At 62.6% G+C, this 14,114-nt stretch carries 11 protein-coding genes; all 11 read left to right on the top strand.

Features of this window, described 5'->3' with window-relative positions; translation table 11 throughout:
* Positions 1-6 precede the first annotated feature (6 nt).
* Entirely contained in the window at positions 7-897 is an 891-nt protein-coding gene (malG, locus tag K0F85_RS14350) for a maltose ABC transporter permease MalG (protein WP_034757081.1), read from the top strand.
* On the top strand, positions 855-2,540 hold the full coding sequence (locus K0F85_RS14345; protein WP_257572777.1) for an alpha-amylase family glycosyl hydrolase: 1,686 nt from the start codon (positions 855-857) through the stop codon (positions 2,538-2,540). The genes malG and K0F85_RS14345 overlap by 43 nt, the downstream gene beginning before the upstream one ends.
* Entirely contained in the window at positions 2,537-3,448 is a 912-nt protein-coding gene (locus K0F85_RS14340) for a carbohydrate kinase family protein (RefSeq protein WP_219116676.1), read from the top strand. Before K0F85_RS14345 ends, K0F85_RS14340 begins: the two co-directional genes overlap by 4 nt.
* A gap of 94 nt (positions 3,449-3,542) precedes the next feature.
* Positions 3,543-4,829 carry an O-acetylhomoserine aminocarboxypropyltransferase/cysteine synthase family protein gene (locus K0F85_RS14335; protein WP_219116675.1) on the top strand — a complete coding sequence of 429 codons (1,287 nt, stop codon included), beginning with the start codon at positions 3,543-3,545 and terminating at the stop codon, positions 4,827-4,829.
* A gap of 304 nt (positions 4,830-5,133) precedes the next feature.
* On the top strand, positions 5,134-5,343 hold the full coding sequence (locus tag K0F85_RS14330; RefSeq protein ID WP_219116674.1) for a hypothetical protein: 210 nt from the start codon (positions 5,134-5,136) through the stop codon (positions 5,341-5,343).
* A 63-nt stretch (positions 5,344-5,406) separates the two neighbouring features.
* Positions 5,407-6,948: a glycerol-3-phosphate dehydrogenase gene (glpD, locus tag K0F85_RS14325; protein ID WP_257572776.1), complete on the top strand. Its 1,542-nt coding sequence runs from the start codon at positions 5,407-5,409 to the stop codon at positions 6,946-6,948.
* A gap of 239 nt (positions 6,949-7,187) precedes the next feature.
* The gene (gene glpK / locus K0F85_RS14320; protein ID WP_219116838.1) at positions 7,188-8,687 is read left to right on the top strand and encodes a glycerol kinase GlpK; all 1,500 of its coding nucleotides are present in this window, start codon (positions 7,188-7,190) and stop codon (positions 8,685-8,687) included.
* A 41-nt stretch (positions 8,688-8,728) separates the two neighbouring features.
* Positions 8,729-9,436, top strand: coding sequence for an MIP/aquaporin family protein (locus K0F85_RS14315; protein ID WP_219116673.1), 708 nt, complete (start codon positions 8,729-8,731; stop codon positions 9,434-9,436).
* A 91-nt stretch (positions 9,437-9,527) separates the two neighbouring features.
* On the top strand, positions 9,528-10,109 hold the full coding sequence (locus K0F85_RS14310; protein ID WP_219116672.1) for a DJ-1/PfpI family protein: 582 nt from the start codon (positions 9,528-9,530) through the stop codon (positions 10,107-10,109).
* 76 nt (positions 10,110-10,185) lie between these two features.
* Positions 10,186-11,088, top strand: a complete 903-nt coding sequence (locus tag K0F85_RS14305) for a methylglyoxal synthase (protein ID WP_219116671.1) — start codon at positions 10,186-10,188, stop codon at positions 11,086-11,088.
* A 111-nt stretch (positions 11,089-11,199) separates the two neighbouring features.
* The gene (locus tag K0F85_RS14300) at positions 11,200-14,076 is read left to right on the top strand and encodes an FAD-binding and (Fe-S)-binding domain-containing protein (RefSeq protein ID WP_219116670.1); all 2,877 of its coding nucleotides are present in this window, start codon (positions 11,200-11,202) and stop codon (positions 14,074-14,076) included.
* Positions 14,077-14,114 lie beyond the last annotated feature (38 nt).

Raw genomic sequence — 14,114 nt, 5'->3', positions numbered from 1 at the left:
ACAGAAATGGCTATCGTTGTCGACCGTTCCAACCGCTGGCGCATCCTGGCGGCCCACGTCGCCGTGATCGCGCTGATCGCGCTGGTGATGTTTCCCTTCCTGATGATACTGTCGATCTCACTGCGGCCCGGCAACTTCGCCTCGGGCAGCCTGATCCCGCCCGAGATCAGCTTCGAACACTGGCGCCTGGCGCTGGGCATGTCCTACCAGGCGCCCAACGGCGCCCTGGTCGAGCCGGACTTCCCCGTGCTGCTGTGGCTATGGAATTCCATCAAGGTGGCCAGCATGAGCGCCACCGTCACCGTGCTGCTGTCGACCACTTGCGCGTATGCGTTCGCGCGCATGCAGTTCCGCTTCAAGTCGCAAACCCTGTCCGCGCTGATGCTACTGCAGATGTTCCCCGCCGTGCTGGCCCTGGTGGCCATCTACGCCATCTTCGATGTGCTGGGCAGCTATGTGCCGTGGCTGGGCATCGACCACCACGGCAGCCTGGTGCTGGCCTACACGGGCGGCATCGCCCTGCATATCTGGACCATCAAGGGCTACTATCAAACCATCCCCATCGAGATCGAGGAAGCGGCCAAGGTCGATGGCGCCACGCAGTGGCAAGCGTTTGTCTACGTGCTGCTGCCGATGACGGTGCCCATTTTGATGGTCGTATTCCTGCTGTCGTTCATCGGCGCCATCATCGAATATCCGATCGCCTCCGTGCTGCTGCATGAACAGAACAACCTCACCCTGGCCGTCGGCTCGAAGCTGTTCCTGTACGAGCAAAAATACCTGTGGGGCGATTTTGCCGCGGCAGCCATTTTGTCCGGCTTGCCCATCACGGCCGTGTTCCTGCTGGCGCAGAAATGGATGATCTCCGGCTTGACGGCCGGCGGCGTGAAGGGCTGACCATGCGCCGCTCCCTGACTACGCTGGCCGCCCTGCTCCTGTGCGCTTCGGCGCAGGCAGGGAGCTTTGCGGAAAACCCCATCGTCTACTTCGCCGTGACGGACCGTTTCGCCAACGGCAATCCCGGCAACGACCACAGTTATGGCCGCGCCGCCGACCCGCAAGGCGGTAATATCGGCAGCTTTCACGGCGGCGACATCGCCGGCATCACGCAACAACTGAAAGCCGGCTATTTTCAAGACCTGGGCGTCAACGCCCTGTGGATCACCGCGCCCTACGAGCAGATACACGGCTGGGTGGTGGGTGGCAAGCAGCAATTCCAGCACTACGCCTATCATGGCTACTGGGCGCTCGACTACACCACCATGGACGCCAACATGGGCACGCGCGAAGAACTGCGCGAGATGATCAATACCGCCCACGCGCAAGGCATCCGCGTGCTGTTCGACGTGGTACTGAACCATCCCGGCTATGCGGACCTGCGCACCCTGGCTGAATATAGGGTGCCCGTGCTGTGGCCCGGCCATGAAAAAGCCACGCTGCGCGACTATCACAGCTTCATCGACTACAACAATTTCGAATTCAAGCAGTGGTGGGGCCCGGACTGGGTGCGCGCCGGCTTGCCCGGCTATCCCGACGGCGGCAAGGATGACTTCACCATGCAGCTGGCCTATCTGCCCGACTTCCGCACGGAAAGCGGCAAGGCCGTGGGCTTGCCACCGATCCTGCAGCGCAAGTCCGACACGCGCGCCGTCGCCCTGCCCGATACCAGCGTGCGCGCTTACCTGGTCCACTGGCTGGCCGACTGGGTGCGCGAATTCGGCGTCGACGGCTTTCGCGCCGACACCGTCAAGCACGTAGAGCCGGCCAGCTGGCTGGCCCTGCGCGCGGCCGCCACGGAAGCATTGAAGGACTGGAAAATGCGCCATCCCGAACAGAAAATCGACGATGCCCCGTTCTGGATGACGGGAGAAGCGTGGGGCCATGGCCCCGAGCGCAGCAGCTGGCATGACGCGGGCTTCGATTCGATGATCAATTTCGACTTTCAACACCGCGCGGCCGGCAACTGGAAAAGCATCGATGGCGTCTACCGCCAGTACGCGCTCTTGCTGGGCAAGCGCATTGGCAATGCGCCACGCTACGACATCCTGTCGTATATCTCTTCGCACGACACCAGCCTGTTCCCGCGCAATCAATTGCAACATGGCTTGTCCGCCCTGCTGCTGGCGCCGGGCGGGGTGCAGCTGTTTTACGGCGACGAAAGCGGGCGCCAGCCTGGCGCGGCGCCCATCGGCGACGAACAGCAGGCTACTCGTTCGGACATGAACTGGACATCCATGGATGCGGCGACGCTGGCGCATGCGCGCAAGCTGGGCCAGTTCCGTTTGCGCCACCCTGCCCTGGCGCGCGGCGAACACAGATTGATTCAAGAACTGCCGTATGCGTTCGCCCGCGTCACCGATGAGGATGCCGTCATCGCCGTGCCCGAGGCGCAAGGTGCGCTCGAACTGCAGGTGGGCAGCGTCTACGCCGATGGCACCCTGTTGCGCGACGCCTACACGAAGCAAACATACTTAGTCAAAGATGGCGCCGTCGCGGTGCACGCGGCCGGCACCATCCTGCTGGAGAAAGCTGCACCATGAGTAGCTATGACATTGTAGTGGTCGGCGGCGCCGGCATCGACACCATCGTGCGCGTCCCTTCCCTGCAACTGCCCGTCGCCGATTCCGTGCACGTGCCGCCCATCCACGACTATGTGGCGCACACGGGCAATGGCGTGGCGCTCGGCTGCCATGCGCTGGGCTTGCGCTGCAAGTTCATCGACTTCATCGGCGACGATGCGCAAGGCGCGGCCATCCTGCAGCGCTACAGGGAAGCCAGGCTCGATTTTTCACATCTCGTCGAACCCTCGGGCACGCGGCGCAGCGTCAACCTGGTCGACCCGCAAGGCCACAGACTGTCGCTGTACGATGGCCGCCACCCGGATGACGCGCGCATGCCGCCCAACTTCTACCTGCCCTACCTGGGGCCAGCCCGCCATGCGCACTTTTCCATCATGGGCTGGGTGGCGGCACTGTTTGACGACGCACAGGTGTGCGGCACCACGGTATCGACCGACCTGCATGACTGGGACGGCATCAACCCGCATCACAAAGTGTTCGCGCTGCGTGCCGACCTGGTCTTCCTCAGCACGGCCGCACTGGGCCAGCGCCACGAGTCAGTCATGCGCGCGATTGTCGCGCAAGGCCGCGCGCAGCTTGTCGTCGCCATGGCGGGCGCGCACGGCGCCTATCTGCTGGAACGGGGCAGCGACCAGGTCCGCCACTTCCCGTGCGCGCAGCTGGACTTGCCCGTGGTGGACACGAATGGCGCTGGCGATTCGTTTGTCGCCGCCTTCCTGCACGCCTGGCTCGATGGCGCGGGCATACACGCCGCCATGCGCCGTGGCGCCATCGGCGGGGCGTTTGCCTGCGCCCAGCATGGCACGCACGAACGGTTTATCGGCCAGGCAGAGCTGCATGACTTATATCAAGACAGCACTAGCTTATGAATTAATATTCTATCAAGCGTAGCATCGCGCTAACGGGCGCATGGCACAATGGCTGCGGATTTGACCACCGCATACCATCGACACCGGAGACAATATGAGAATCGAAACCCTGGCCGTGCATGCCGGCTACACCCCCGACCCGACCACCAAGGCCGCCGCCGTCCCCATTTACCAGACGGTGGCCTACGCCTTCGACAATGCCCAGCATGGCGCCGACCTGTTCGACCTGAAAGTCGCCGGCAATATCTATACGCGCATCATGAACCCGACGCAGGACGTGCTGGAAAAGAGGGTCGCTGCGCTGGAAGGCGGCGTGGCTGCGCTGGCCGTGGCGTCAGGCATGGCGGCGATCACCTATGCGATCCAGACGATCACCGAGGCGGGCGACAATTTCATCTCCGCCAGCCAGCTGTATGGCGGCACCTACAACCTGTTTGCCCATACCCTGCCGCAGATCGGCATCGAAGTGCGCTTCGCCGATGCGCGCCAGCCCGAGACCTTCGCCGCCCTGATCGATGCGCGCACCAAGGCCATCTTCTGCGAATCGATCGGCAACCCGCTGGGCAATGTGACGGACGTGGCGAAACTGGCCGAGATCGCGCACGCGCACGGCATCCCGCTGATCGTCGATAACACCGTGCCGAGCCCCTATTTGTTCCGCCCCATCGAACACGGCGCCGACATCGTCGTCCATTCGCTGACCAAATACCTGGGCGGCCATGGCACCACCGTGGGCGGCGCCATCGTCGACAGCGGCAAATTTCCGTGGGCCGAACACAAGGAACGCTTCAAGCGCCTGAATGAACCGGACGTGTCGTATCACGGCGTCGTCTACACGGAAGCATTCGGGCCCGCCGCCTTCATCGGCCGCGCGCGCGTCGTCCCGCTGCGCAATATGGGCGCGGCGATCTCGCCCTTGAGCGCCTTTCAGCTGATCCAGGGTATCGAGACCCTGGCCCTGCGCATGGACCGCATCTGCGACAACACCCTGGCACTGGCGAAGCACCTGAAACAGCATCCGAAAGTCGATTGGGTCAATTACGCAGGCCTGGAAGACCACCCGGACCACGCGCTGGTGAAAAAATACATGAACGGCCGCGCCTCGGGCATTTTGTCCTTCGGCCTGAAACTGGCCAGCGGAGAAGACCCGCGCGCGGCTGGCGCCCGCGTGCTCGACGCCCTGCAATTGTTCACGCGCCTGGTCAACATCGGCGACGCCAAGTCGCTGGCCACCCACCCGGCCTCCACCACGCACCGCCAGCTCAATGCCGAGGAACTGGCCAAGGCAGGCGTATCCGAAGACATGCTGCGCCTGTCGGTGGGCATCGAACATATCGACGACTTGCGCGAAGACCTGGAGCAGGCCTTGAACGCGGCCTGAGTCAGACTGAAATCAGGCTGAAAACCCGTCCCGGCACATGCATGCATACCCTGCCGGGATAGGCTCCTGCATGCAGTAAAGAGAAGCCGGCGTTCACGCAGAGCGCCAGCGACGCTTCTGTCGTCGTCCCCATGGTTGAGCTGGAACGACCCCAGGTCCAGCCCAGAGCCTCTATATCTCCGCCCCCTCCCCCGATGCCATGCCCATGCCATGGCGACTTCTTCGGCACTCCTGCCGGGATTGATGATCAGCGAACGTCCGTGCGCCAGGCAAGCGGCGAGCAGTTGCCTATACGCCGCCGCTCATGGCCGCTCTTGTCATGTTGCGAAAACGAATCGAAACGAACAAAAAAGAAGAATTAGATGTTGTTAAATTTTCGAACGTGCGTAGAATAAACAAAAAAGAGCGCGTTATTATTCACTTAAGCTCATTTGGCTTCCTGTTCCTAGGATCGCTGGAATGCGCGCATGGCAGCGGCAGAACGGCGCATGGTTGCGACCGTGTGGCTGGATGAAACATCACCGTGAATACATGCACTTTTTGCAGCCCATAGCGGCCTATCACTACCTCCAGGATTATGATGCAATCGACAATCAAGCAGCTAGCGCAACAGGACTGTGATCTTTTAATCGTCGGCGGCGGCATCAACGGCGTCGGTATCGCGCGCGATGCGGCAGGCCGCGGTTTGCGCGTCATCCTGTGCGAGCAGCACGACCTGGCCCAGCACACTTCCTCGGCCAGCACGAAACTGATACACGGCGGCCTGCGCTATCTTGAATATTACGAATTCAAGCTGGTGCGCAAGGCCTTGCAGGAACGTGAATTGCTATTGCGCACGGCACCGCACATCATGTGGCCGCTGCGCTTCGTCATGCCGCACGATGCCGGACAACGACCGGCCTGGATGATCCGTGCCGGACTGTTCCTGTATGACCATCTGGCGCGGCGCGCTTTCCTGCCAGCCTCGCAAGGCGTGTCACTGCGCCAGCACGTGGCGGGCGGACCGCTGAAAGGCGACTTCCGCAAGGGCTTCGTGTACTCGGACGGCTGGGTGGACGATGCGCGGCTGGTCGTGCTCAATGCGCTGGACGCCAGCGAACGCGGCGCCAACATCCTGACCCGTACCCGCTGCGCGGCAGTACGGCAGGAAGGCCAGGGCTGGCACGCCACGCTGGAGAGCGAGCAGCATGGTCGCATCAATGTCAATGCGCGCGCCATCGTGAATGCCGCCGGCCCCTGGACAGCGCAATTTGCCAATGCCGCCTCAGGCGTGAGCAATACGCATGGACTGCGGCTGGTCAAGGGCAGCCACATCATCGTGCCGCGCCTGTTCGATCATCCTTACGCCTATATTTTCCAGAACCAGGACAAACGCATCATCTTCGCGATTCCCTATCAGGACGAGTTCACCCTGATCGGCACCACCGACCTGGAATATACCGGCGAACCCGGCAAGGTGACGATCAGCGAAGGCGAAGTGAGCTACCTGTGCGATGTGGCCAACCGCTATTTCAGCAAACAGATTGCTCCAGGCGACGTGGTCTGGACCTATTCCGGGGTACGGCCGCTGCTCGACGACAGCGCGCAAAATGCCTCGGCGGTAACGCGCGACTACCTGCTCGAATGCGCCCCGGACACTGCCCCCTTCCTCAATATCTGGGGTGGCAAGATCACCACTTACCGAAAGCTGTCGGAAGAAGCGCTGGCCATGCTGCTGCCACGCCTGGGCCGCGATGCGCCGGACTGGACCGCCTCGGCGCCCCTGCCGGGCGGCGACCTGCAACAAGCGGGCGCGCTGGTCGAGGGCATAGACTTCGAACGCTTTGCACAACAACTACACGCCCAGTACCCATGGCTGCCGGGAAAACTGGCGCAACGTTATGCGCGCTGCTATGGCACCCGCGCCCGGCGCATGCTCGGTACGGCAAACAGCATGACGGCTCTGGGCGAGGAACTGACGCCCGGCGTGTACGAACAGGAAGCACGCTATCTGTTCGAGGTGGAATGGGCGCGCTGTGCCGAAGACATCCTTTGGCGCAGAACCAAGTGTGGCTTGCACTGCCAGCCGCAGCATGTGGCGCGCCTGGAGGAATGGATCAAGCGCATGGCTACGCAGTAGATCACGCATCAGCTGCAAGCGGGAGTGGCTCCATGGGAGTAGCGATGGACGCACGCCGGTATCGAAGCGAATGGCGCGCGCCGCGCTGAAGACCGACCATGCGCACCGCTCCAGGCGGCCTTGCCTGGCCTGGGCCATCTCCATGGACACGGGATGACAGTTTTACCGAGTGACCGGCGCGGCAAAGACCGGCAAATAAAATCAACTATAGACGGAGATAAGACATGCAGAAAATGGCGATGAAGGATCAATACATTCTTGCGCTTGATCAGGGAACGACAAGCTCGCGCGCAGTATTATTTGATCGGGCCGGCAACATCGTCTCGGTGGCACAAAAGGAATTCCCGCAAATTTATCCGCAGCCGGGTTGGGTCGAGCATGACCCACAGGATATCTGGTCGACGCAGGCCGGCGTCGCAGCCGAAGCCGTCACGCACGCTGGCCTGAATGGCGCATCGATCGCCGCCATCGGCATCACCAACCAGCGTGAAACCACCATCGTCTGGGACCGCGAGACGGGCCGCCCGGTGTACAACGCCATCGTCTGGCAAGACCGCCGCACGGCTGATTTCTGCGATGAACTGAAAGGCCGCGGCCTCGAAGCCATCGTGCGGGAAAAGACCGGCTTACCGATCGATTCGTATTTCTCCGCAACCAAGATCCGCTGGATACTCGACAATGTTCCAGGGGCGCGCGAACGCGCCAACCAGGGCAAGCTCGCCTTCGGCACTGTTGACAGCTGGCTGGTCTGGAACCTGACGCAGCAAGGACAGCACGTCACCGATGTCACCAACGCATCGCGCACCATGTTGTTCAACATCCACACGCTGAAATGGGACGACGAGTTGCTGGCCATGATGGATATCCCGCGCAGCATGCTGCCTGAAGTCCATCCGTCTTCTGCCGTCTACGGCAGCACCAAAACCACCTTGTTTGCTTCCGCCGTGCCGCTGGCCGGCATCGCCGGCGACCAGCATGCGGCGCTGTTCGGGCAGATGTGCACCAAGCCAGGCATGGTCAAGAACACCTACGGCACAGGTTGCTTCCTGGTGATGAACACGGGCGACAAACCGATTGAATCGAAGAACAATCTCGTCACCACGATCGCGTGGCAGATAGGCGATCAGGTCAACTACGCGCTCGAAGGCAGCATTTTCATCGGCGGCGCGGTCGTGCAATGGTTGCGCGACGGGCTCGGCATCATCAAGAGTGCCTCGGAAATCGAGGCGCTGGCGCGCTCGGTGCCGCATGGCGACGGCGTCTATCTGGTGCCGGCCTTCGCCGGACTGGGCGCACCGCATTGGAATCCGCGCGCCCGCGGCACGCTGTTCGGCGTGACGCGCGGGACCACGTCGGCCCACATCGCGCGCGCTGCGCTCGACAGTATCGCCTACCAGTCGCTGGACGTATTGAAGGCCATGGAAGCCGACTTGGGCGGCAAGATTACCGAATTGCGCGTCGACGGCGGCGCCGTGGCCAACGATTTGTTGATGCAGTTCCAGTCGGACCTGCTCGGCGTCGACGTGGTGCGCCCGCAGATCAGCGAAACGACGGCCCTGGGTGCCGCGTATCTGGCAGGCCTGGCGGTCGGCTACTGGAAAGATGTCGGCGACATTCAGGACCAATGGAAACTGGACCGCCGTTTCACGCCGGCGCTCGACGCGAGCACAGTGAAGGCGCACATGCAAGGATGGCAGCGCGCGGTCAACGCAAGCAAGGCCTGGGCCGATGCGGTCTGATCCGCCAGGCCCCATCCCACACACTTCACTGGAAGCTTCACATGAATCCTTTATTCGCCGAATTCATCGGCACCACTTTGCTCGTCCTGCTGGGCAATGGCGTGGTCGCCAATGTCATCTTGCAGAAAACCAAGGGCCATAACAGCGGCCTGATCGTGATCGCCATCGGCTGGGCGATGGCGGTCTTTGTCGCCGTACTGTGCACTGCCGCCGCCAGCGGCGGCCACCTCAATCCGGTGGTCACCGTGGCACTGGCGGTGGTGGGGAAATTCCCTTGGGCAAAGGTCCCCGCCTATGTCGCCATGCAGATGCTCGGTGGCATGATGGGGGCGTTTCTGGTATGGATCGTCTATTACAAGCACTTCGAGAGCACCCCCGATGGCGACACCAAACTGGCGGTCTTTTGCACCGGCCCGGCGATCCGCGGCACCTTCGGCAGCCTGGCCGCAGAAATGATCGCCACCTTCGTTCTCGTGTTTGCCGTGTTGAACATGGCAGCGCCGAGCTTCGGACTGGGCGCCATGAGTGCCTTGCCGGTTGCCTTGCTGGTGCTGGGCATAGGCGTGTCGCTCGGTGGCACCACCGGCTACGCGATGAGTCCGGCGCGCGACTTCGGCCCGCGCATCATGCACGCGATTCTGCCCATCCCGGGCAAGCGCGACAGCGATTGGCGCTATGCCTGGGTGCCAGTCATCGGCCCGCTGCTGGGCGCCGTCCTGGCGGCACTGCTGTACAACTATAAATTCTAATTCCAATCCCACTACTCCCCCGCGTTTGCCGCAGATGGCCGTCGTAACAGGCCGGAGCGGTGTGGAGTAGGCACTTACACAGGAGAAGCACATGGCAGCGAAAAGAATCTTGTTTTTGACGGGCGATTTTGCAGAAGATTATGAAATGATGGTGCCGTTCCAGGCATTGCAAATGGTCGGCCACACGGTGCACGCCGTCTGCCCAGGCAAGAAGAGCGGCGACAAGATCAAGACCGCCATTCACGACTTCGAGGGTGACCAGACCTATACCGAAAAACCGGGGCATCTGTTTGTGCTCAATGCCAGCTTCGATGAAGTCGAGGTGGGCGACTACGACGCCCTGATGATCACGGGCGGCCGCGCGCCGGAATATCTGCGCCTGAACCAGCGCGTCATCGAGATAACGCAGCAATTCAACGCTGCCGGCAAGCCGATCGCGGCCATCTGTCATGGTGCACAACTGCTGGTCGCCGCTGATGTGATACGCGGAAAACGCATCGCGGCGTATCCGGCCTGCGCGCCGGAAGTGCGGCTGGCCGGCGGCCTCTACGCAGACATCGACATACAGCATGCCGTCACCGATGGCAATTTCATCACGGCGCCGGCATGGCCTGCCCATCCACAATGGCTGGCGCAATTTCTCCAGCAGCTGGGAACAACAATCACGCTCTGATCCGTGAAACAGATTGTGCCTCGCGCCCTTTCCGGACGCGAGGCCGTATACACCGCTGCCTTGAAAGCCGAACCACATGCCCTTGCGTTATCCCCCTTGCAGAATCGGCCTGGCTGCAAACCGCGCGCATCAAGATGCTCCCGATTCGGCCCTGGTGCGCTTGCTCCAGGGCGGGCAGATGGCAATCGAAAGCCACCTCAAGCCGCAATTCGTCGTCGTTGGCCGAACCCTCGATGCGATATTGAGCCACGGTCTGTTGCCGGACTATCCATCGATCGAGCGCTTTCCTTATGGCCGCGAAGGCGGCCTGATGATGCTGGTGTCGCGCGTCGTCGAGAGCGATCCGGCCAAAGCCCTGGACGCGGTGATTTATTTGATGGACCCGCTCGACCCCTCGTCCAATTTCCCCGAAGCGCTGGCCTTGAAACGTCAATGCGTCATTCATGGCAAACCCTTCCTGTCGACCCTGGCCGGTGCCAGGGAGTGGCTCGAACTGGAAGCGGTGGCAGTTGGCGCGGCGCCCGATGCGACGCTCGATTCCACCTTTGACCTGGCCAATGAAAGCATCGCCCTGATTGCGCACGACGCGATGAAAGGCTGCATGCTGGCCTTGGCCGAACGGCATTTCGCATTGCTGGACAGCTTCGCGATGCGCTGCGCCACCGGCACCACAGGCGGCTTGCTGAACCAGCTTGCGCAAAAGATCAAGGGCGAGGTGGCAGGCCGCAACTGGGTGCGACCTTTCCGCAGCGGCCCCCTGGGCGGCGATGCGCAAATTGCCGAACTGATTCTGAACCGCCAATGCCGCCGCGTGCTGTTTCTCGAAGACCCACATGTGGCGCGCCAGCACGAGGCGGATATTCAACTGCTTGAGCGAGCAGCGCGCACCGTCACCGACTATGCATCGTGCAGCAGCGATGTGAAAGGCGTGGAACGCTGGCTCAATTTGCTGGCCTTGCGCTGCAAACGGGTGTCCTGAACGGCCTTGCGGGACTGAAGCGTCGGCATGTCAGTGATAAAAATAACCATGGCAAGGCCATGATGATAACGGCGTCTGCCTTGCCGAAAATAATAAACAGGAGCACGCCACATGAACCGATCCCTCAGCGCATCGAGTCCCCCGAATCCGGCCTTGCTCGTGGCGCTACGCGCACGCTTGCCAGACGTGCGCGTCATTACGGATGAGCTGCGCCGCCTGAGCTGGGGCAGCGACGCCAGTTTCTACCGCATGCTGCCTCAGGTCGTCGTCGTGGTGGAAGACGAGGCCGATGTGGCGCATGTGCTGCAGGTGGCGCGCCAGCATCATATGCACCTGACCTTCCGTGCCGCCGGCACCAGCCTGTCCGGGCAAGCCGTGACCGACGGCATGCTGGTCTTGCTGGGCGATGGCTTCGCCACCTACGCACAGGCAGACGGTGCACTGAGCGTGCGACTGGGGCCGGGCATGATAGGCGCCGAAGTCAATCGCCGCCTGGCGCCGCTGGGCCGCAAGATCGGCCCCGACCCGGCCTCGATCGCCACCTGCAAGATCGGCGGCATCGCCGCCAACAATGCGTCGGGCATGTGCTGCGGCACCTCGCAAAACAGTTACCGCACCATGCGCGCGATGCGCGTGATGCTGGCCGATGGCGCGCTGCTCGACAGCGCCGACCCGCTCAGTGTCGCCGACTTTCAGCGCAGTCATGGCGCGCTGCTGTCAACGCTGGCGCAACTGGGCCGCGAAACGCGCGGGAACCTGGCGCTGGCGGCCCTGATCCGGCGCAAGTACAAGATCAAGAACACGACCGGATACAGCCTGAACGCGTTGATCGACTTTGACGATCCGATCGACATCCTGTGTCACCTGATGATAGGTTCGGAAGGCACGCTCGGCTTCATTTCCAGCATCACCTACGACACCGTGCCGGAACACCGGCACAAGGCCAGCGCGCTGGTGTTTTTCGCCGACATCGCCGGCGCCTGCGCCGCCGTGCAGGCGCTCAAGCCACTGGCTGTGGCGGCGGTGGAATTGCTCGACCGCGCCGCGCTGCGCTCGGTCGAAAACAAGGCCGGCCTGCCGCCGATGCTGCGACAACTGGACGCCGGCGCGGCCGCCTTGCTGATCGAAGTGCGCGCTGGCGAGGCGCCGACCCTGGAACGTGGCGTGGCGGCTGCATTGGCAGCGCTGCAAGCATTTGACACGATAGCGCCCGCGCGCTTTTCGAGCGACCCTGCCCAATGCGACATCTACTGGAACGTACGCAAGGGTATCTTTCCAAGCGTGGGGGCGATGCGCGCGACGGGTACCACGGTCATCATCGAAGATGTCGCCTTCCCGCTCGAATCGCTGGCCGCCGCGACGCTCGATCTGCAAGCCTTGTTGCAGCAGTACGGATACCGTGATGCGGTCATTTTTGGCCATGCGCTGGAGGGCAATTTGCATTTCGTGTTCACACAGGATTTCGGCCAGGCGCAGGAAGTGCAGCGCTATCGCCGCCTGATGGAGGCACTGTGCGATTTGGTGGTGAACAAGTACCAGGGCTCGCTGAAGGCCGAACATGGCACCGGACGCAATATGGCTCCCTTCGTCGAACAGGAATGGGGCCGCGAGGCGACCGCTCTGATGTACCGGATCAAACAAAGCTTCGACCCTGCCGGCTTGCTCAATCCTGGCGTCATTCTCAACGAGAATCCGCAAGCCCATCTGGAGCATCTCAAGCCGCTGCCGACGGCATCCGCATTGGTCGACAAATGCATAGAATGCGGTTTTTGCGAGCCGAAGTGTCCCTCGCATCAACTCACGCTGTCGCCGCGCCAACGCATCATCGCCTGGCGTGAAATGTCGCGGCGCGAACTCGCCGGCGAAGCGCCAGGCGAACTGGCCGAGGACTACGTGTATATGGGACTGGGCACCTGCGCCGGTTGTAGCCTGTGCGCCAGCGCCTGCCCGGTCGGCATCGATACCGGCGCCCTGGTACGCGATGTGCGCGGCCGCCGGCACGGCAATGCGGCGCGCCGTATCGGGCGTTGGAGCGGCGAACATTTCGGCGCCGTCGCCCTGCTTGCGCGTCTGGGATTGCGGCTGGGCCATGGCGCCGCCAGTATCGTCGGCCCGCGTACGCTGACCAAGGTGTCGGGCGGCGCCTGGCGGCGCAGCATGCCGCGCCCCGCTGCCAAAGTAACAGCCCCCGCCGCCACCTCTGGCGAACCGGTGGTGTATTTCCCTAGCTGCGCCAGCCGCATCTTTGGACCTGATCAGGCCGGAGAAGCGCCACTGCCCGACGTAATCCAGACAGTGCTACGGCGCGCCGGCTACGCTCCGCGGCTACCGCGCGGCCTAGAACAACTGTGCTGCGGCCAGATGTTGGCAAGCAAAGGCCTGCCAGAACAGGCCGATGCGAGCGCCAGGCGGCTGGAAGTGGCGCTGGCCGAAGCATCCGAAAACGGGCGCTATCGTATCGTCACCGATGCCAGCGCCTGCGCCTTGCGCTTGCAACAGCAGATGGCCGGCCGCTTGAGCGTGTCCGATTTCCATGAATTTGCACATGATGCGCTGTTGCCCAAGCTCAATCTGGTCAAACAGGCCGGCCCGATTGCCTTGCATATTAATTGCTCGGTGCAAAAAAGCGGTTCAGACAAGAAACTGCAGGCCGTGATGAGCGCCTGTGCCGAGCAGATAGTGCAACCGGCCAGCGTGGGCTGTTGCGGTTTCGGCGGCGACCTGGGCTTCGCGGCCCCTGAACTGAACCGCCACGCGCTGCGCAAGATCGATGCCGAACTGCCGGACGGCTGCGCCTGCGGCGTATCGACCAACCGCAGCTGCGAGATCGGGCTGTCGTCCGAAACGGGGCGCCCGTATCGCTCGCTTGCCTGGCTATTGGAACTGTGCAGCCGAACGCCGGGCGAGGCATCAGCACCGGCAGACAGCGACGACTTGCGCGACAAACCGGAGCCGGCGTCGAACGCGGTGCCCCAGCCATTTCGCTAGGGTCGCCTGAGGGAGCTTCATGCCATCATTGGCGCCAA

Source organism: Janthinobacterium sp. UMAB-56, assembly GCF_900095265.1.
Lineage (GTDB): Bacteria > Pseudomonadota > Gammaproteobacteria > Burkholderiales > Burkholderiaceae_D > Janthinobacterium.
This window is presented reverse-complemented; position numbering and strand designations above follow the sequence as displayed.

What these genes read in the sequence shown, in the direction of transcription:
- malG (WP_034757081.1), top strand. Translation starts at nt 7, where the DNA reads ATGGCTATCGTTGTCGACCGTTCCAACCGCTGGCGCATCCTGGCGGCC.
- K0F85_RS14345 (WP_257572777.1), top strand. Translation starts at nt 855, where the DNA reads ATGGATGATCTCCGGCTTGACGGCCGGCGGCGTGAAGGGCTGACCATG.
- K0F85_RS14340 (WP_219116676.1), top strand. Translation starts at nt 2,537, where the DNA reads ATGAGTAGCTATGACATTGTAGTGGTCGGCGGCGCCGGCATCGACACC.
- K0F85_RS14335 (WP_219116675.1), top strand. Translation starts at nt 3,543, where the DNA reads ATGAGAATCGAAACCCTGGCCGTGCATGCCGGCTACACCCCCGACCCG.
- K0F85_RS14330 (WP_219116674.1), top strand. Translation starts at nt 5,134, where the DNA reads ATGGCCGCTCTTGTCATGTTGCGAAAACGAATCGAAACGAACAAAAAA.
- glpD (WP_257572776.1), top strand. Translation starts at nt 5,407, where the DNA reads ATGATGCAATCGACAATCAAGCAGCTAGCGCAACAGGACTGTGATCTT.
- glpK (WP_219116838.1), top strand. Translation starts at nt 7,188, where the DNA reads ATGAAGGATCAATACATTCTTGCGCTTGATCAGGGAACGACAAGCTCG.
- K0F85_RS14315 (WP_219116673.1), top strand. Translation starts at nt 8,729, where the DNA reads ATGAATCCTTTATTCGCCGAATTCATCGGCACCACTTTGCTCGTCCTG.
- K0F85_RS14310 (WP_219116672.1), top strand. Translation starts at nt 9,528, where the DNA reads ATGGCAGCGAAAAGAATCTTGTTTTTGACGGGCGATTTTGCAGAAGAT.
- K0F85_RS14305 (WP_219116671.1), top strand. Translation starts at nt 10,186, where the DNA reads ATGCCCTTGCGTTATCCCCCTTGCAGAATCGGCCTGGCTGCAAACCGC.
- K0F85_RS14300 (WP_219116670.1), top strand. Translation starts at nt 11,200, where the DNA reads ATGAACCGATCCCTCAGCGCATCGAGTCCCCCGAATCCGGCCTTGCTC.